This window comes from Acinetobacter sp. UBA3461, assembly GCF_002381195.1.
Classification (GTDB): domain Bacteria; phylum Pseudomonadota; class Gammaproteobacteria; order Pseudomonadales; family Moraxellaceae; genus Acinetobacter; species Acinetobacter schindleri.
The window spans coordinates 11,130-29,487 of sequence record NZ_DFRO01000043.1; the positions used below are offsets into that span (position 1 = coordinate 11,130).

At 43.9% G+C, this 18,358-nt stretch carries 16 protein-coding genes and 2 tRNA genes; 8 read left to right on the forward strand and 10 right to left on the reverse strand.

The genetic code is table 11. The annotated features are described in order from the left end of the window. A partial coding sequence (locus B3D47_RS12340) for a penicillin-binding transpeptidase domain-containing protein (RefSeq protein ID WP_349679241.1) occupies nucleotides 1–822 on the forward strand: 822 nt, incomplete at its 5' end. A gap of 71 nt (nucleotides 823–893) precedes the next feature. Here the strand turns inward: B3D47_RS12340 and B3D47_RS12345 are convergent. From B3D47_RS12345 to B3D47_RS12385, 9 genes are all read right to left on the reverse strand, one after another. After that, a complete protein-coding gene (locus tag B3D47_RS12345; protein WP_103800495.1) occupies nucleotides 894–1,697 on the reverse strand; it encodes a putative RNA methyltransferase in 804 nt (267 codons plus the stop codon). Nucleotides 1,698–1,755: 58 nt separating this feature from the next. Next, the gene (gene mraY, locus B3D47_RS12350) at nucleotides 1,756–2,874 is read right to left on the reverse strand and encodes a phospho-N-acetylmuramoyl-pentapeptide-transferase (protein ID WP_180184961.1); all 1,119 of its coding nucleotides are present in this window, start codon (nucleotides 2,872–2,874) and stop codon (nucleotides 1,756–1,758) included. Then, complete coding sequence (locus B3D47_RS12355; RefSeq protein WP_048881756.1) at nucleotides 2,875–4,278, reverse strand: UDP-N-acetylmuramoyl-tripeptide--D-alanyl-D-alanine ligase; 1,404 nt, start codon at nucleotides 4,276–4,278, stop codon at nucleotides 2,875–2,877. Nucleotides 4,279–4,290: 12 nt separating this feature from the next. Beyond that, nucleotides 4,291–5,787 (reverse strand): UDP-N-acetylmuramoyl-L-alanyl-D-glutamate--2,6-diaminopimelate ligase, encoded by a 1,497-nt coding sequence (locus B3D47_RS12360; protein WP_286862266.1) that lies wholly within the window; start codon nucleotides 5,785–5,787, stop codon nucleotides 4,291–4,293. A gap of 11 nt (nucleotides 5,788–5,798) precedes the next feature. Further along, nucleotides 5,799–7,622, reverse strand: a complete 1,824-nt coding sequence (ftsI, locus tag B3D47_RS12365) for a penicillin-binding protein PBP3 (RefSeq protein WP_286862268.1) — start codon at nucleotides 7,620–7,622, stop codon at nucleotides 5,799–5,801. Nucleotides 7,623–7,637: 15 nt separating this feature from the next. Further along, nucleotides 7,638–7,970, reverse strand: a complete 333-nt coding sequence (gene ftsL / locus B3D47_RS12370; RefSeq protein WP_004810026.1) for a cell division protein FtsL — start codon at nucleotides 7,968–7,970, stop codon at nucleotides 7,638–7,640. Between the two features lie 10 nt (nucleotides 7,971–7,980). Further along, nucleotides 7,981–8,892 carry a 16S rRNA (cytosine(1402)-N(4))-methyltransferase RsmH gene (rsmH, locus tag B3D47_RS12375; RefSeq protein WP_004896284.1) on the reverse strand — a complete coding sequence of 304 codons (912 nt, stop codon included), beginning with the start codon at nucleotides 8,890–8,892 and terminating at the stop codon, nucleotides 7,981–7,983. A 190-nt stretch (nucleotides 8,893–9,082) separates the two neighbouring features. Further along, a complete protein-coding gene (locus tag B3D47_RS12380) occupies nucleotides 9,083–10,102 on the reverse strand; it encodes a sulfate ABC transporter substrate-binding protein (protein ID WP_005223477.1) in 1,020 nt (339 codons plus the stop codon). 254 nt (nucleotides 10,103–10,356) lie between these two features. Next, entirely contained in the window at nucleotides 10,357–11,358 is a 1,002-nt protein-coding gene (locus B3D47_RS12385) for a sulfate ABC transporter substrate-binding protein (RefSeq protein WP_286862271.1), read from the reverse strand. A 388-nt stretch (nucleotides 11,359–11,746) separates the two neighbouring features. Here B3D47_RS12385 and B3D47_RS12390 point away from each other — a divergent pair, with 388 nt between their 5' ends. The 6 genes from B3D47_RS12390 (at nucleotide 11,747) to B3D47_RS12415 (ending at nucleotide 15,033) form a co-directional block, all read left to right on the forward strand. Continuing rightward, nucleotides 11,747–12,076 carry a hypothetical protein gene (locus B3D47_RS12390; protein ID WP_004810034.1) on the forward strand — a complete coding sequence of 110 codons (330 nt, stop codon included), beginning with the start codon at nucleotides 11,747–11,749 and terminating at the stop codon, nucleotides 12,074–12,076. A gap of 135 nt (nucleotides 12,077–12,211) precedes the next feature. Continuing rightward, a complete protein-coding gene (gene gltX / locus B3D47_RS12395; RefSeq protein ID WP_286862273.1) occupies nucleotides 12,212–13,720 on the forward strand; it encodes a glutamate--tRNA ligase in 1,509 nt (502 codons plus the stop codon). 57 nt (nucleotides 13,721–13,777) lie between these two features. Continuing rightward, a tRNA-Ala gene (locus tag B3D47_RS12400) sits at nucleotides 13,778–13,853 on the forward strand. A gap of 34 nt (nucleotides 13,854–13,887) precedes the next feature. After that, nucleotides 13,888–13,963: transfer RNA gene (locus tag B3D47_RS12405), tRNA-Glu, on the forward strand. 166 nt (nucleotides 13,964–14,129) lie between these two features. Further along, nucleotides 14,130–14,471 carry a hypothetical protein gene (locus tag B3D47_RS12410; RefSeq protein WP_111810621.1) on the forward strand — a complete coding sequence of 114 codons (342 nt, stop codon included), beginning with the start codon at nucleotides 14,130–14,132 and terminating at the stop codon, nucleotides 14,469–14,471. A 175-nt stretch (nucleotides 14,472–14,646) separates the two neighbouring features. Beyond that, on the forward strand, nucleotides 14,647–15,033 hold the full coding sequence (locus tag B3D47_RS12415; protein WP_262467380.1) for a sel1 repeat family protein: 387 nt from the start codon (nucleotides 14,647–14,649) through the stop codon (nucleotides 15,031–15,033). A gap of 57 nt (nucleotides 15,034–15,090) precedes the next feature. Here the strand turns inward: B3D47_RS12415 and ettA are convergent, their stop codons facing one another. Next, complete coding sequence (gene ettA, locus B3D47_RS12420; RefSeq protein ID WP_004810042.1) at nucleotides 15,091–16,752, reverse strand: energy-dependent translational throttle protein EttA; 1,662 nt, start codon at nucleotides 16,750–16,752, stop codon at nucleotides 15,091–15,093. 317 nt (nucleotides 16,753–17,069) lie between these two features. On the opposite strand from ettA, the gene B3D47_RS12425 reads away from it, so the two are divergent. Next, nucleotides 17,070–18,347 (forward strand): O-acetylhomoserine aminocarboxypropyltransferase/cysteine synthase family protein, encoded by a 1,278-nt coding sequence (locus tag B3D47_RS12425; protein WP_004896295.1) that lies wholly within the window; start codon nucleotides 17,070–17,072, stop codon nucleotides 18,345–18,347. The last annotated feature ends 11 nt before the right edge of the window (nucleotides 18,348–18,358 follow it).

Sequence of the window (18,358 nt, forward strand, 5' to 3'; positions counted from 1 at the left end):
AATGGTGGTTATCGAATTCAGCCGCATTTCATCAGCCGTATTGAAGATGCTTATGGCAAGATGATTTTTGAAGCAAAACCTGAATATGCCTGCATTTCCTGTATTAATCAGGAAGAACAAACGATTGCATCTGCTGACGTGGTGACGCCAGATGATGAAGTGATCGAAATGAATAACCGCTCACTGGAAACAAAAGCAGTAGCACCGAAAGTTTCGGCTGAACATAGCAATTACCGTCAGGCACAGCGTATTCTTAAATCCAGCTCTGCCTACGAAATGGCTAATATTTTACGTGATGTAATCCAGCATGGTACTGGCCGTGCAGCTTTACGTATTGGGCGTAGTGACCTGGGGGGGAAGACAGGTACTACTAACGATGCCAAGGATGCCTGGTTTGCTGGCTTTAATGGCAAGCTAGTAACAGTAGCTTGGGTCGGCTTTGACCAGCCAACAACTTTAGGTCGCCGTGAGTATGGCGGTGTAGCTGCCCTGCCAATCTGGACCGACTTTATGGCCAATGCGCTAAAAGGTACACCAGAATCCTGGGTGCGTCTGGATCGTAAAGCCAAAGCCCCAGTTAATCGTACTAAAGTCATCAATCAGGATTTAGAAGAAGTACAGGAAGACCACTCTTCTCCACCAATGGCCACTCCACTGTATCGTCCAGCTCCAGTCGTTATACCTAGACGTGAGCAAAATGATTTTGAAGATCTACCGGGGGAAGAATTGACTGTACCTGGTGAAACACCAGCAACGCAGGAACAACCATTGCAGCCAAAGAAAGCTGATTCTCTTGATAGTCTGATTGAACAGGTTCAGTAACTTTCCCGATTAAGCAGTCAAATATAAAGCCCTCAATTGAGGGCTTTATATTGTTTAGATAATAATCAGTATTATTTCTTTTGAAAAAGATAAATCTGGTATTGTGCCATCAATTCAAATTGCTCCTGCTGTTCAAGGGCCAGACGGCGTTCCGGCTTAGCCTTATAAGCGTACGGAGTCATAGCAATCAGGTTTTTTAAGTCTGCTTGTGGCAAATTCATAGGCGCTTCAACAATCTGTTCACTCACTAAATCAAATGCATCTTGCAACTGCTCGACAAACTTTTGTGGCTCGTGTGGTTTCACTTCTTCAAATAGTGCTTCTCGCATGGCATACAAATGCTGTGGTGCAGGAGTCACAACCATTAAATAAGATTTCGGCTTGAGTACACGCAGAATTTCCTGTTTCGGAATCGGGCTAAACAGGCTGGTACATAGATCTATTGATTCATCTAATACAGGCAAAGTTGCGCCTGTACCTACTACCCAAGTAATCTCTTTATTCAGCTTTGCTGCTACCTGAATCGCATTTTTGGCAATATCCACGCCTACACACTGCAGTACTTCCTGTTGCATGGCATCAGTGTAATACCCTTCTCCACAGCCAATATCCAGCAGATTTTCAATACGCAGTTCACGAATCTTTTGTACCACTGCTTGTTGCAAAGGAGCATAGTGACCTGCACTTAAAAATGCACGACGCGCCTGTACTGATTCAGGTGTATCACCGGGATTTTTACTGTGTTTATGCTGAACCACATGCAGATTCACATAGCCTTGCTTTGCGACATCATAGCTATGCTGATTGTCACAGCGCCAGGTCCGTTCATTTAGACGTAACTGCTCACGACATACCGGACACATGAGTAGGTTCATTTTATAGTTTCTCCAAAACAAAAAAGCCGGCATGCGCCGACTTTTTCAAATGCATTTCTTAGCGTAATTTTAAGGTCATTAGACCCAAAACTACCAGCATAATCGTAATAATCCAGAAACGGATCACCACTTGAGTTTCACGCCAGCCTTTCTTTTCATAGTGATGATGCAATGGTGCCATCAGGAATACGCGTTTATTGCGCATTCTTAATGAACCAATTTGCAGGAAAACCGAAATCGCCTCTACCAGAAACACACCGGCCATAATCGCAAATACGATTTCCTGACGAACCATGACAGCAATCGTACCCAGCATCGCACCTAATGATAAAGCTCCTACATCACCCATAAATACCTGGGCAGGATGGGCGTTGTACCAAAGGAATGCCAGACCCGCACCAATCATCGCGGCACAGATCACCACCAGCTCAGATGAATATTTTACATATGGAATATGCAGGTAGTTCGCAAAACGTACATCACCCGCAAGATAAGCAAAAACACCTAGACCAGCAGCCACCAGTACGATCGGCATGATCGCCAGACCATCCAGACCATCCGTCAGGTTAACGGCATTCGATGCGCCATTAATCACGAAATAAGTAAAGATAATAAAACCAATACCGAGTGGAATAATTGAGAGTGGAATCGTGTGATCCTTAAAGAATGGAATCAGCACATCCAGCATGTTGGCTGTCACGACCGGATTCGGTTGTTGCTGTGCAATCACATAAAGCGCAATACCGGCACCAATTGAACCTACAGAGGTCCAGAAAAACTTCTTGCGTGCAGGCAAACCGGCATTATCCTTATAACGGATCTTGATCCAGTCATCTGCCCAGCCGACGGCACCAAAAATCACCATCACTGCAAGTACAATCCACACGTATGGGTTCGATAAATCTGCCCAGAGTAAGGTCGAAATACCAATTGATAGCAGAATCAGAACCCCACCCATGGTGGGTGTACCCATTTTTTTAGCATGGTTTTCCGGTGCAAATGAGCTTACCGCTTGGCCGTATTTCAATGCCTGTAACTTGCGAATCATCACAGGACCCAGCACCAAACCAATGGTCAATGCCGTCAAGACACTGAGTAAAGCACGTAATGTTAAATAACGAACCACCTGAAACGTGCTGTCATAGCCCGCCAGTTGTTCAAATAGCCATAACAGCATTTAGAGTTTCTCCATCAATGCAGCCATCAATGTTTCCATATGGGTAAAACGCGACCCTTTAAACAGGAATGACATCGGCTGAGGTTGATGTGTTTCAATCAAACGAATTAAAAACGGTAATGCCTGCTCCTGATTCAGGAAAGCTTGCATTTTCTTACCATATTGTGTACTACGCGCACCTTCTTGTGCGGCAGGTGCAAATTCACCGACTGCCACCACAAAGTTCAGGCCTTTTACTGAAACCAGATCGCGACCCAGCTTATAATGCTCAATCGCAGCTGACGCACCTAGTTCGCCAATATCACCCATTACCATGACACGGATACCTTCCTGCTGTGCTAAAACGTCAGCGGCAGCACGCATCGAGTTTGGGTTGGCATTGTAGGTATCATCAATAAACAAAAATTCTTTGTGCTTGATGAAGTTCAGACGACCTTTGGCACCTACTGCCTCTTCCAGGCCAGCCACAATATCATCCAGGCTGATACCAAGGGCTAAAGATAAGGCCGCAGCAGCAGTTGCATTCTGCACATTATGCTCACCAGCAAATGGCAGGTTTACTGTTTTATTACCTTGAGGTGTATTCAAGATAAAGCTTGCAGACTGCGGATGTAATTCCACTTCAGTTGCGTAGACCTCTCCACCCTGACCAAAACTTAAGGTCTTTTCGGTTTTCACAGCAGCTCGGATCTGCTCGGCATAATCATCCGCTGCAGGAATAATAGAGGTTTCAGAAATATGCGAATAAATTTCTGACTTGGCACGGCAAATCCCATCACGGCCGCCAAATTCGCCCAGATGTGCAGTCCCGATGTTAATAATACCGGCCACGTGCGGCTGTACCAGACCAGCAGTATAGTCAATTTCACCCTGATGGCTGGCCCCCAGCTCCATCACTGCATATTGATGCTCTGGGCGCAGCTCCAGCAACATCACAGGCACACCGAGATCATTATTCAGGTTACCGCGCGTCACCAAAGTTGGTGCCAGACGAGACAAGATACTACCCAGCATTTCCTTGGTAGTGGTCTTACCGCTACTGCCAGTCAGGGCAATGACTTTGAGTTGTGGATTTTGCTGACGGCGGAAAGCGCCTAGACGACCCAGCGCCTGACGGGTATCGTCCACAACCAATTGGCAGATTTCAGCATCAACCGGATGATCGACAATGGCAATCTGGCAACCGTTTGCCGCCACTTGTGCTACGAAATCGTGTGCATCAAAGCGTTCACCTTTCAAAGCCAGAAAAGCATCACCAGCTTCAGCATCACGAGAATCCATCAGGATACGTTTAATTTCGCCTTCAGGCTGCTTGTCATTCAGCCAGTAACCTTGAGTCGCCTGTTGTAATTGTGCTGCAGTCCAAGGTACCAAAGGCACAGTACTGGTAGTTGAAGTATGCATAAATTCGTCCTATTACTGCGCTGGATATGCTGAATCAGAGTTACAGTGCTGCGCATCAATGGCCGCCTGTACTTCGACAACATCATCAAACCAATGGCGAACGCCATCGATTTCCTGATAATTTTCATGCCCTTTGCCTGCAATCACGACAATATCACCCGCTTGCGCATGTTTCACTACAAACTTGATCGCTTCACGGCGGTCATGAATTTCCTGATAAGTTTTACCAGCGAAATCGATACCTTGCTTCATATCCGCGAAAATCTGTTCCGGGTTTTCAGTACGCGGATTGTCAGAGGTTAAAATCGCAATATCCGAACCATTGAGAGCCGCTTGTGTCATCAATGGACGTTTACCACGATCACGGTCACCACCACAGCCAAATACCGCCCAGAGCTTGTTATTGACATGGCGTTTTAAAGTCACCAATACCTGCGTCAAAGCATCTGGCGTATGGGCATAATCCACTACAAACAAGCGCTCACCATCACGCAGTACCTGCATACGACCCGGTGCGCCTTTTAGATTAGGCACAGTCTCAATCAAATTTGCTAAATCAAAACCAGCCTGTTCTGCAACAACCAGACTCGCCACTAGGTTTTCAACATTGAAATGACCCAAGAGTGGACTGTGTACGGTGAATGTACCCTGCGCAGTGATCAGTTTAAATTCTGCACCAGAAATCCGGTATTGAATATCCTGTACCTGATAGTCAGCAGCTTGCGACAATGAATAAGTCAAAATTTTCGGCTGCGCTAGATTAGCCTGAGCCGCCTCAATCATCACCTGAGCATGTGCGTCATCCAGATTAATGATCGCAACTTTCAGAGATTCAAATTTGAATAAACGTGACTTGGCCTCAGCATAAGCTTCCAGCGTACCGTGATAATCCAGATGGTCACGGCTCAGGTTGCTATAAGCTGCAATTTCAATATCACAGCCATTTAAGCGGCCTTGTTCAAGACCATGCGAACTGGCTTCAATCGAAGCAAATTCTGCGCCCGCTTGCGCATAACCATGTAGGGCATTTTGCAATTGCAGCGCATCCAGTGTGGTATGCGAAGAGGCTTCCAGATTTGGCAAAATTCCATTGCCCGTGGTGCCCATCACCGCACAAGGTTTGCCTTGCAGCATCAAGAGTTCTGCGACCAAGCGAGAAATGGTGGTTTTTCCATTGGTTCCAGTCACGGCCAGAATACTTGCAGCCTGTACTGGCTGGGTCGCTTGCAGATAACGTTTCTGCCACCCCCCCATTAGATGCCGTACATTTGTCACGACTAATGCAGGAGAGTTTCCGAGATCCTGTTCAGAAATGACTGCCAGTGCTCCTAGAGATAGCGCTTTTTTCGCATATTCCACAGTTTTCTCAGGTTGAGACAGACTGGTCAGGGCAATAAAAATTTGCCCTAATTTTACTTTTCGGCTGTCCAGCTCAAAGCCCTGAAAGGATTGTCGCATCCATTCAGCACTATCTTGAACGGCGTAGAGATCTTGAAATGTTATCGACATTGATCACCTGTTTACTGGACTTGGGGAGATTCTAAAGGTTTGTCCAATGGGACATTCAGCAAGCGTAAAGACTCTTGCATTACACGCGCAAAGACTGGCGCAGATACCGTACCACCATAGTAGGTGCCTTGCGGGTTTTCTACCACCACCACCATGGCAATACGCGGATCACTCACCGGTGCTACGCCGGCAAATAAAGCACGGTATTCATTGGTCGAATAACCTTTACGGTCAGCACGCAATTTATGCGCAGTCCCTGTTTTACCTGCAACCCGATAACCTGGCACTGTCGCACGAGTAGCGGTACCCCCTGGCAAGGTTGCAGTTTCCATCATCAGCAGAACCTGGTCTGCAATTTTCGGATCAATCATCTGCTCGCCTTTCGGCTGTTCTTCTAACTTGTACAGGCTTAGCGGGACTTTTACGCCCTTGTTAGCCAGCATGGCATAGGCATCAGCCAGTTGTAGCACCGTCGCATTCAGACCATAACCATAAGACATAGTCGCCACTTCAGACACGTTCCATTTACTAGGTGGTAGAATCAGACCGGCACTTTCACCCGGGAATTTCACGGCAGAACGCTGACCAAAACCAAGGCGTTTATAGAAAGTCGGCAAGGTTTCATAAGGCAGTGATAACGCCAGTTTGGCGACACCAACGTTAGAGGATTTCTGGATAATACCACCCAAGGTTAATTGCCCATAATTGTGGGTATCCCGGATTGTGTGATTCCCGACCCGCATACTCCCCGGGGTCGTATTCACCACTGAATTGGCTGTATATTTACCACTTTCCAGCGCCATCGCTACAGTCAGCGGCTTCATGGTTGAACCTGGCTCGAAAGAGTCGACCGCACCGCGGTTACGCATCGCATCTTTGTTCAATAATCCGTTTTTATCATTCGGGTTATAAGCTGGCCATGAAGTCATCGCCAGAATTTCACCAGTCTTCACATCCACCGCGATTGCGGTTGCAGAACGGGCATTATTTGCAACACCTGCTGCAGTCAGTTCACGATACATAATGTACTGCAATCGTGAATCGATGCTAAGCGTGATGTTTTCTCCTGCTTCAACTTCTTTAATAATTTCAGGGTCTTTAACGCGGTTTCCCTTCTTATCACGTACTATCTGCTGCTCGCCGTCTACACCTGACAGACGGGTATCCAGCTGCATTTCCAGGCCTTCAATCCCCACGCTCTCACTATTGGTCAAGCCAATAATCTGTGAGTTCGGTTGTGGCTGCGGATAGTAACGCTTATAGTTTTTCTCGGTGTATACACCCTGGAAATTACGCTGCATAATCAGCTCAGCCTGTTGAGGCGGAACTTCTTTTTTCAGAATCAGATAACGGGAACGCGGACGCGCTTCCATCTTCTGGCGCAGGTCGGCACGATCCATACCCACCGCATCAGCCAGTTCATCCAGGTTCAGGTTTTTATCCGGTAACTGACGTTTCAGCTTGCGATTATTCGGATCCTTTTCCAAAGCCTGAATCGTTTCATCATAGAGTTTTTTATTATCAAAATAATCACGTGGGTCAATCACTACCCGCATAATTGGAGTACTGATCGCCAGTGGTACGCCATTACGGTCATAAATCACACCACGCATGGCTTTAATTTTGTCGGTTCTTAAAATCTTGGCATTGGCCTTATTCTGCAGGAATTCTTTATTAATCACCTGTACATAGAAAGCGCGCCCGATCAAAGCCAGAAAGCACAGCAGTACCACGGCCCACATAATATAAAAACGGCTAATATCAACGCTTAAAGCATTTTTTGTCGTCACGGACTGTTTTTTACGTGCCACTTGCTTGGTTTTCTTGTCTACCATGTCTGAGCGCTAGCCTTATTTTTTTACATCTGAAGTTTGTGGCAATGAAATCACCACGGTCTGTGAAACAGGAGGAGAATACATTCTGAGCTGGGTCACGGCACGTGTTCCGATCTGGGCGGTTGCACCAAAGGTCTGCTGCTCGATCAGCAAACGCCCCCACTCCGCATTGAGATCATCACGCTCACGCAGATAGCTGCTCAGTTTTCGGTAATCCTGACGATATTCAAAGACTTGAAATACCACAAATACAGCACTGATGAAAACCATCATCAACAGAATGCCGTAAGTAATGGCTTTCTTCATCCCTGACTGATTCAACTTCCTTTCGACCACTTCAGTTTTCATTATTTGCCTATTAAGCTAAACGTTCTGCAACTCGGAGCCATGCACTACGTGAACGAGGATTGGCTTTCACTTCCTCATCACTTGCCTTGATACGGGATACTTTTTTCAGTCGACGTGTATCCTTGCGTTGTTGCGGCATCCCCCAGCCCGAGTCTTCCTCTAAGGTAGATTCTTTTTGAATAAATTGTTTAATTAAACGGTCTTCCAATGAATGGAAACTAATAACCGCCAAACGGCCATGAGGTTTAAGTACTTCAACGGCTTGTGGCAGGAAAACTTCAATATCTTCTAATTCTTTATTAATAGCAATACGAATCGCCTGGAAAGTTCGGGTTGCCGCATGTTTATTTTTTTCCCATTTCGGGTGTGCCACTTTGACAATTTCTGCCAGCTTGGCTGTCGTATCAATATATCCGGCAGCCTTGATCGCTTTGGCAATCCGGCGGCTATATCGCTCTTCGCCATACTGGAAAATGATATTGGCCAAAGCTTCTTCTTCAATATTCACCAGCCACTCAGCTGCGGTCGGGCCTTGTGAATTATCCATACGCATATCCAGCGGACCATCTTTCATAAAGCTAAAGCCACGTTCAGCCTGATCCAGCTGTGGAGATGACACGCCTAAATCCGCCATCACCCCATCCACGCTTTCTATACCATGCTCAGCAAGTGCTTCTTTAAGGTCAGCAAAGCTGGCATGAATAATTTTAAACCGAGGATCTTCCTGTTCCAGGATCGCAGCTGTTTCAAGTGCCTGAGGGTCTTTATCAAAGGCATAAACACGGGCATTTTCATCTAATTTAGATAATAAAAGACGCGTATGGCCACCACGGCCGAAAGTTCCATCCACATAAATTCCCGTATTTCGATCAGCCACCAGGGCATCAACGGTTTCGTGAAGCAATACAGAAATATGGGACATAAAAACTCAATCAATAGGGCGAAAAATTTAACTGCACATTATCACTCTGTTTAGCTAAAGCTCCAAACGACTTTTTGTAGATAAATATTATTTTCCATAGAGAAAACCGTTTTTATTTTTACTCAAACGATAAAAAAGCTTCCTTGGAGGAAGCTTCTTTATTTATAGAATTAAATTTTAAATCAACAGATTAACGTTTTGAGTTATAAATCTGATCAAAGAGCGCCCCATTCACGAAATGAGTTTTCTGTGCATTGGCCCAGCCACCGAATACTTCATCAATGGTAAAAGTTTTAATTTTCGGGAACTGCTTCGAGTATTTCGCTAGAACTTCCTGATTACGTGGGCGGTAATAATGTTTCGCTGCCATTTCCTGACCGAGTGGAGAATATAAATAATTGATATAGCCTGTTGCTAACCATTTATTGCCATTTTTCTCGACAGTACGATCCACAATTGCCACAGAAGGTTCAGTCAGAATCGTCAGAGATGGGTAGATAATATCAAACTTGTCTTTACCCAGTGTTTTTTGCGTCACTAAAGCTTCATTTTCCCAGGTCAGCAATACATCACCAATATTACGCTCTGCAAAGGTAGTCATCGATGCACGTGCAGCTGAGTCCATGACTTTCACGTTTTTATAAAGCTTGCCCACAAACTCTTGAGCTTTCGCCTTGCTGCCACCCGGTTGTTTTTCTGCATAACCCCAAGCTGACAAATACACCCAACGTGGCAGACCACCAGTTTTCGGGTTTGGTGTAATAATTTCCACGCCTGGTTTAGTCAGATCTTTCCAGTCTTTAATTCCTTTAGGGTTACCCTTACGCACCATAAATACAATAGTCGAGGTATACGGTGCAGAGTTATATGGGAATTCCTTTTGCCAACCCGCTTTGATCTGGCCCGATTTTACGATTTCTTCAATGTCATTGGCTAAAGCCAGCGTCACAACATCGCCTTTCAGACCATCAACAACCGAACGTGCCTGTTTACCAGAACCACCATGCGACTGTTTAAAGTTCACATTAATACCGGTGCGGCTTTTCCAGTAAGCACCAAAAGATTTATTGAATTCGTCATAGAACTCGCGGGTTGCATCATAGGAAACATTTAAAAAATCACGGTCAGCTGCTTGCGTGGCAGTTGCGGTAAATGTCAAACCTGTTGCCAATAAGGCAGCGCTAAATATTGATTTTAACTGAGTTTTCATGAGAGCACGGGAGGATTATCTTGTATTCATATAACTATATGAAATAAAGTTATTTTTCGCAATTCAGCAAACAAAGTGTATACAGGGTAATATTCTGTTATTTTTTGTTTTAATATCATGTTTTATATAATAAAAATTTTAACAATATAGAGCTATGCAGGTTTTATAGCATTTTATTCTTTAGATATGAAAAAAACGGATAAGCAATTTATCCGTTTTGCCGTCTTATCAAGTATTTAGAAAACCATGGCAAATTAGCGGTTTTCAGCAGAAATCTGGTCGTAGATTGCACCATTTACGAAATGAGTTCTCTGTGCCTTGGCCCAACCACCAAACACTTTATCAATTGTAAAGGTTTGAATTTTTGGAAACTGTTTTGCATACTTTGCAGCCGCTTTTTGGTCACGCGGACGGAAATAATATTTCGCTGCCAGTTCCTGTCCCTTCGGTGAATACAAGTAGTTCAAATAACCTTTAGCCAGATTGGCATTACCATTTTTCGCGACACTTTTGTCGACAATCGCCACCGATGGTTCAGCCAAGATCGAGATAGACGGATAAACAATTTCGTATTTGTCTTTACCTAAACCTTGAGTCGCCAGCAAGGCTTCATTTTCCCAAGACAACAACACGTCACCGATGCCACGCTCAGCAAAAGTGGTTAAAGATCCACGCGCACCTGAATCCAGCACTTTGACATTGCCATATAATTTTTTCACCAGTTCTTTGGCCTGGATATCATTACCACCCGGCTGTTTCAGCACATAGCCCCAGGCAGACAGATAAATCCAGCGTGGTGCGCCACCGGTTTTCGGATTTGGAGTAATAATTTCGACCCCTGGCTTGGTTAGGTCATTCCAGTCTCTAATCTGTTTTGGATTACCCTTACGCACCAAGAAGACAATAGTCGAAGTATAAGGTGCTGAGTTATTCGGAAACTCTTTTTGCCAGCCTTTATGAATCAGACCAGCAGTGACGATTTCTTCAATGTCATTGGCCAGTGCCAATGTTACGACATCTGCCTGTAAACCATCCACTACGGAACGGGCCTGTTTACCTGAACCCCCATGTGACTGCTTAAAGTTAACCGTTTGTCCGGTTTTTTGTTTCCAGAATTTGCCGAATTCTTCATTATAGTCCTGATAGAACTCACGGGTTGGATCGTAGGAAACATTCAGGAAATCTTTGGCTATTGCCAGCTGTGTACTTGTCCCCGAAAGCACTGTGAAAAATGCAGATACAATTATTTTTTTCATTACAATAGCTCTTTTGTTTATCTAAAAAACACTATATAAATTTGAAATATATTTAACAATCATATGCTTATAATAATAATTTTAAAGTTTTTCTTATTTTTAGATATCTTATAAACGACAATTCTCTGCATTTTTTATACTTATCACCTATCAATTGATTACTTTAGGATATAATCTTCATAGTCTCTTCATAGTCCTGTGCTAAAAATAGCGCCGTTATGAGGTGATCTCTGATTTTTCTCAATTTTCCATTGTCATATTTATTTTTTTTGTAAATTTTGTGACTTGGTTCTACTTTTTAGAGGTTAAATGTGATTGAATTGTATTCAACACAACAAAAACCCTAAGACTATAAATCCAGCACCACAACAAGAGAGGGAGTTTGGACATGAAATTTGCAACGTTCAAGACCGGCATCCTGAGCCTATCCATTTTATTTACCGCACAATTCAGCAACGCTGTTGTTGCGCACCCTGAGCTAGTTAATAATCCGGCTGCACTAACAGCTGCTGCCTCTAAACCAGCAGTAACAGTGACTAAGTCATCTCCTATTGTAAAAGCAATTCAGCAGCAAAAAACTGAAAAATCTCTGCATCCTGAAGAAAACCTGAAAGTTTTAACTGCAATTAAAGTACGTCCATCACAAAACTTTTTTGCCGATCAAAACCAGAGTTTTACTCGTTTTCTGCAAAATTTTTTCTTTAGCAGTAATTCCTAATTATCAGCTGACAGCTCGCAACATTTAAAACTGCTTCTGATCTAAAGCCATATCATTCAATGTTGAATTAAGCATTAAGTGATGTGGCTTTTTCGTTATAATAGCCAGAAATTTATATTTAGATTCCATCCGACTATGACTGTTCGTACTCGTATTGCCCCTTCTCCTACAGGTTTTCCTCATGTAGGAACTGCCTATATTGCCTTGTTTAACCTGTGCTTTGCCAAGCAGCACGGCGGTGAATTTATTCTTCGTATTGAAGATACTGATCAGCTGCGCTCTACCCCTGAATCAGAGAAAATGATTCTGGATTCTTTGCGCTGGTTAGGCCTGAACTGGTCTGAAGGTCCGGATATTGGTGGTCCACATGCGCCATACCGTCAGTCAGAACGTATGAGCATCTATAAAAAATATGCTGAAGAGCTGGTAGATAAAGGTCATGCCTTCTACTGTTTTGCGACTGCGCAAGAGTTAGATGAAATGCGTGCTGAACAGCAGGCACGTGGTGAATCACCACGTTACGATGGCCGTGGTTTGAAACTCTCTAAAGAAGAAGTCGCACGTCGTCTGGCAGCTGGCGAACCGCATGTGATTCGTATGAAAGTGCCAACTGAAGGTATATGTACCTTCAATGATATGTTGCGTGGTGAAGTAGAAATTCCATGGGCGCAAGTCGACATGCAAATTCTGTTAAAAACAGACGGTCTGCCAACTTATCATTTGGCAAACGTGGTCGATGATCATCTGATGCAAATCACCCATGTGATTCGCGGTGAAGAATGGATTCCTTCTGCACCGAAACACCAATTGCTATACAAATACTTTGGTTGGGATATGCCAGTGCTGTGCCACATGCCACTACTGCGTAACCCGGACAAATCAAAACTGTCTAAACGTAAAAACCCGACGTCTATTAACTACTATAAAGACATCGGTGTATTGCCAGAAGCCCTGTTGAATTACTTGGGTCGTATGGGCTGGTCAATGCCAGATGAGCGTGAAAAATTTACACTGACTAAGATGATTGAACACTTTGACATTAATCGTGTTTCTCTTGGCGGCCCGATCTTTGATGTTGAAAAATTAAATTGGCTGAATGGTCAGTGGATTAAGGCACTTTCTCCAGCTGAGCTTCTGGATACCTTGCTGACCTGGAAAGCTGATCGTGCCAAATTAGAAGAAATTGCTGCTGCGATTCAACCACGTATCAACCTGTTGTCAGAAGCGGTGAACTGGTCAGCGCATTATTTCAACCATTTCCCTACGCTGTCTAAAGAACAGTTTGAAAGCAAAAAACTGACTGAAGAACAGGTACGTCAAAGTTTGCAGTTTGCAATTTGGCGTCTGGAAAGCCTGTTTACCTGGAATAATGATACGGTCAGCCAAACTCTGATGGATCTTGCCAATCAGATGGGCATCAAGTTGCGTGACTTTATGCCAGCCTTCTTTATTGCCATTGCCGGTTCAACTGCATCTACGCCAGTGATGCAAACCATGGTGACGATTGGACCGGACCTGACCTTTGCCCGTCTGCGTCATGCCCTGGAAATTGTCGGTGGTCCAAGCAAAAAAGAGCTGAAAGTCTGGGAAAAACTTAATGAAAGCTTAAAATTGCCGAAAAATGATGCAGTTGATGAAGCTTAATTAAATTTTTAGTTGACGTGTGAACGTTATATCCATAATATAGCGCTCACACAGACTGGGGTCATAGCTCAGTTGGTAGAGCGCTACAATGGCATTGTAGAGGTCAGGAGTTCGATCCTCCTTGACTCCACCAAAAGTCTTGCTTTACTTGTGTATTTGCCTCATTTGTCCCTATCGTCTAGAGGCCTAGGACATCGCCCTTTCACGGCGGTAACCGGGGTTCGAATCCCCGTAGGGACGCCATATTCAAGATCACTATAATATATTAGGGTGATCTTAATAAAAAAACCCAAGCATTGCGACTTGGGTTTTTTATTGTCTGAAATTTATTATGATAACTTTGAGCCACTTTTGGCTTTCTGTATGATTAAGATTAAAATAGACAAAATTGAAAAATTCTGGAGTTGCAATGCAATACCGTTGTCCGAAATGTCAAAGTCCTAAAATTATGCCGCTTGCACAACCAGGTCAGCCAGCAGCACGTCCAGTCGTGCCAAAAAGCTTGGTACTTCTTGTACCTGCCCTATTTGTCTTACTTCTGCTGGTGATCATCAGTATTGGTATGTGGATTTTTGGTGACGGCGCAGGCACTACCCTACAGACTGCGACAGTAATTGTATTCGTGATCTGTCTGATTGCAGGCTTTCTGTTCTATAAAGACTTGCCTGACTTTAAAATCTCTATGCAGGCATTCATGCAAAGCCAGAAAAAATGGAAATGCCGTGAATGTAATCATGAATGGGAAATCTGATTTTTCTCTTTCATATTTAAGGCTGCTTCGGCAGTCTTTTTTATGCCTTTCATTAGATTAGTTTTATCGGATTATCTAAAAATTTAAAAACATCATCAGACAAACTGGTGTAATTTATTCTCATAAAAAAGGATTCCAATTTATTGCAGGGATGCAGCATAAAGGAATAATAAAAATGCTTAAAAAAATTATAAATTTTCTATTTTCTTGTAATGATCCACCTATTCCATTCATTGAGGAGCAACCAAGTGAAGCAGATACTTATTATTTGCAGGCTTTACAATATGAGTCACTGTGCATGACCCTGCAACAACTACAGGCTATACCAGAGATTAGCCAACGCCTAACCCCAAAACACATCTATCAACGCAATGCTGTCTGGAACTACCTGAGTGCAGGGTTAAGAGGACATATGGAAGCACAATATCGACTTGGCGTGTATTATTTGCATGGGAAACTAGGTTTAGATCAAAATGATGAACAGGCCAGATTATGGTTAGATAAAGCCAAACAGCAAAATCATAGTAAGGCTGCACAACTTTTATCAGAAATAGAAAGCTGAAGAACTTAAGAATATAGGATAAAAAACCAGCCCTAGGGCTGGTTTTTTGCGCTTTAGTTAAGCACCAATTTTGCGGTATTTCTGACGTTTCGCAACAAGGTCATCACCATCGCGTTTACGACGGTATTCTTCGAATTCTGCATAGTTACCGGTGAAGAATTCAGGTGTTTCACCTTCGAATGACAAGATGTGCGTTGCAATACGGTCAAGGAACCAACGGTCATGCGAGATCACCATCACTGTACCCGGGAAGACAAGAATCGCGTCTTCCAGTGCACGTAAAGTTTCGATGTCCAAGTCGTTTGACGGTTCATCGAGTAAGATTACGTTAGCGCCCATTTGCAGGATTTTTGCAAGCTGTAAACGGTTACGCTCACCACCGGACAACTGACCGACACGTTTTTGCTGATCTTGGCCTTTAAAGTTAAAGCGACCGATATACGCGCGAGACGCGATTTCGTATTCACCAATACGTAAGATATCTAAACCGCCAGAAACTTCTTCCCAAACAGTTTTGTTGTTATCTAAGGTGTCACGAATCTGACCTACATAAGCAACTTTAACTGAATCACCTAAAGTTACTGTACCCGTATCAGGTTGTAATTCGCCTGTCATCATACGGAAGAGTGTGGTTTTACCCGCACCGTTTTCACCGACGATACCCACAATCGCAGCAGGCGGTACAACAAACGATAAATCTTTATAGAGCGTACGATCACCAAACGATTTGCTGATACCTTCAACTTCTACAACCTTGTTACCTAGACGTGGACCAGGTGGAATGTAAATTTCAGATGTTTCATTACGTTGCTGGAATTCGCGCGAGTTAAGCTCTTCAAAGCGTTCCATACGTGCTTTGTTTTTCTTTTGCTGACCTTTTGCATTAGAACGAACCCATTCAAGTTCTTTCTTAAGCGCTTTAGCAAAAGATTCTTCTTGCTTCTGTTCCTGCTCTAAACGGGCATTTTTCTGCTCTAACCAAGAAGAGTAGTTGCCTTGGTATGGAATGCCCATGCCACGGTCAAGTTCAAGAATCCACTCTGCTACGTTATCCAGGAAGTAACGGTCATGCGTAATCGCAACGATGGTACCTGGGAAGTCTTTCAAGAAACGCTCTAACCAGGATACAGATGATGCATCCAAATGGTTCGTCGGTTCGTCTAGAAGTAACATGTCTGGTTTAGACAGAAGCAGACGGCAAAGTGCAACACGACGGCGCTCACCACCAGACAATTTAGTTACATCAGCATCCCAAGCTGGCAAATTTAATGCAGCTGCAGCCTGTTCAAGCTGGTTATTCAGGTTATGCGCATCCCAAGTCTGAATAATCGCTTCTAGCTTTTCTTGCTCTTTTGCAAGTGCATCGAAATCTGCATCTTCTGCTGCATATTCAGCGAAAACTTCATCCAAACGTGCCAAAGCATCAAGTGCTTCACGTACGCCATCTTCAACATTACCACGAACGTCTTTGGTTTCATCCAAAGGTGGTTCTTGCTCCAGATAACCGATTTTGATACCCGGTTGCGCACGAGCTTCACCAGAGAAATCTTTATCTACGCCCGCCATAATACGAAGCAAAGTAGATTTACCCGCACCGTTCAGACCAAGCACACCAATTTTTGCGCCTGGGAAAAATGATAAGGAGATATCTTTGAGGATTTCGCGCTTCGGCGGAACCATCTTGGATACTCGGTTCATCGTATAAATATATTGGGCCACGTAGGACTCCTCAATTGAAAAACCAGATGGGGAAAAAATGAATTTCCCCTGCTCAATCATGAGCGAAAAAATAATCGGCTATTATACGCAGAATGTCTACAAAACATAAGCCATTCCGGTGAAGTTAATGCCTTGTTACAAGTTTAATCCTGTTTATTTTTCAAACAGAATTTTTAGTACCTGAACTTGCATTATTTTGTTGATGTTATATCGTTAATTAAGATATTCATCTGAATAAATATGCACTTTTCTTCATATTTCAAGTGCTAATATTTGAGCAACTTTATTAAAGCAAAACACAAAGAAGACTAACGATCATGACTTATAAAGCAGAAACTTTAGCAATTCACGCAGGTTATAGCCCGGAACCAACCACCAAAGCTGTTGCGGTGCCAATTTACCAGACTACCTCTTATGCCTTTGACAATACCCAGCATGGCGCAGACCTGTTTGACCTGAAAGTTCAAGGCAATATTTATACCCGTATCATGAATCCGACCACAGCGGTACTGGAACAGCGTATTGCTGCGCTAGAAGGTGGTATTGGCGCACTGGCATTGGCATCCGGTATGGCTGCGATTACCTATGCGATTCAGACCATTGCTGAAGCTGGGGATAATATTGCTTCAGTATCTACTTTATATGGTGGCACCTATAACCTGTTTGCACACACCCTGCCAAAGCAAGGCATTGAAGTCCGCTTCTTTGACTATCAAAACCCGGAAGCACTGCGTGGTCTGATTGACGACAAAACCAAACTGGTTTTTGTGGAATCAATTGGTAACCCACTCGGCAACATTATCGACTTGGAAGCGATTTCAAAGATTGCGCATGAATACGGCGTACCCGTGATTGTCGACAACACTGTAGCAACTCCTGTCTTGCAGAAGTCTTTTGATTTCGGTGCAGATATCGTGGTGCACTCGCTGACCAAATATATTGGCGGGCATGGTAATTCAATTGGCGGCATTATTGTCGATAGCGGCAAGTTTCCATGGGGTAAACATGCAGCACGCTTCCCTGCCCTGAATACACCTGACCCAAGCTATCATGGCGTAAACTACGTTGAAGCTTTGGGTGAAGCAGCCTATATTGCCCGTGCCCGTGTCGTGCCATTACGTAATACTGGTGCTGCGATCAGCCCGCAAAATGTATTTTTAATTTTGCAAGGCCTGGAAACTTTAAGTCTACGTATGGAACGTCATACTGAAAATGCACTTAAAGTTGCGGAATATTTGCAGCAGCATCCGAAAGTAAAATGGGTCAATTACGCTGGCCTGAAAGATCATCCTCAACATGCTTTGGCACAGAAATATGTGAAAGGGAAACCGTCTGCAATCTTAACCTTTGGGGTAGAAGGCGGTCGTGAAGGCGGTGCGCGTTTTATTGATGCTCTGCAGCTGTTCACCCGTCTGGTCAATATTGGAGATGCCAAGAGTCTGGCCTGCCATCCGGCCACTACGACTCATCGCCAGCTTAATCCAGAAGAACTTAAATCGGCTGGCGTGAGTGAAGATATGGTTCGTCTTTCTATCGGGATTGAACACATTGATGACCTGATTGCTGATCTGGAACAGTCACTCGCAGCCGTTTAAGCCCTCTTTTA

Excerpts from the sequence above, each read along its gene's own strand:
- B3D47_RS12345 (WP_103800495.1), bottom strand. The coding sequence starts at position 1,697 with ATGAACCTACTCATGTGTCCGGTATGTCGTGAGCAGTTACGTCTAAAT.
- ftsL (WP_004810026.1), bottom strand. The coding sequence starts at position 7,970 with ATGAAAACTGAAGTGGTCGAAAGGAAGTTGAATCAGTCAGGGATGAAG.
- mraY (WP_180184961.1), bottom strand. The coding sequence starts at position 2,874 with ATGCTGTTATGGCTATTTGAACAACTGGCGGGCTATGACAGCACGTTT.
- B3D47_RS12390 (WP_004810034.1), top strand. The coding sequence starts at position 11,747 with ATGAAATTTGCAACGTTCAAGACCGGCATCCTGAGCCTATCCATTTTA.
- rsmH (WP_004896284.1), bottom strand. The coding sequence starts at position 8,892 with ATGTCCCATATTTCTGTATTGCTTCACGAAACCGTTGATGCCCTGGTG.
- B3D47_RS12380 (WP_005223477.1), bottom strand. The coding sequence starts at position 10,102 with ATGAAAACTCAGTTAAAATCAATATTTAGCGCTGCCTTATTGGCAACA.
- B3D47_RS12355 (WP_048881756.1), bottom strand. The coding sequence starts at position 4,278 with ATGCATACTTCAACTACCAGTACTGTGCCTTTGGTACCTTGGACTGCA.
- ftsI (WP_286862268.1), bottom strand. The coding sequence starts at position 7,622 with ATGGTAGACAAGAAAACCAAGCAAGTGGCACGTAAAAAACAGTCCGTG.
- B3D47_RS12360 (WP_286862266.1), bottom strand. The coding sequence starts at position 5,787 with ATGTCGATAACATTTCAAGATCTCTACGCCGTTCAAGATAGTGCTGAA.
- B3D47_RS12385 (WP_286862271.1), bottom strand. The coding sequence starts at position 11,358 with ATGAAAAAAATAATTGTATCTGCATTTTTCACAGTGCTTTCGGGGACA.
- B3D47_RS12410 (WP_111810621.1), top strand. The coding sequence starts at position 14,130 with ATGCAATACCGTTGTCCGAAATGTCAAAGTCCTAAAATTATGCCGCTT.
- B3D47_RS12425 (WP_004896295.1), top strand. The coding sequence starts at position 17,070 with ATGACTTATAAAGCAGAAACTTTAGCAATTCACGCAGGTTATAGCCCG.
- B3D47_RS12415 (WP_262467380.1), top strand. The coding sequence starts at position 14,647 with ATGCTTAAAAAAATTATAAATTTTCTATTTTCTTGTAATGATCCACCT.
- gltX (WP_286862273.1), top strand. The coding sequence starts at position 12,212 with ATGACTGTTCGTACTCGTATTGCCCCTTCTCCTACAGGTTTTCCTCAT.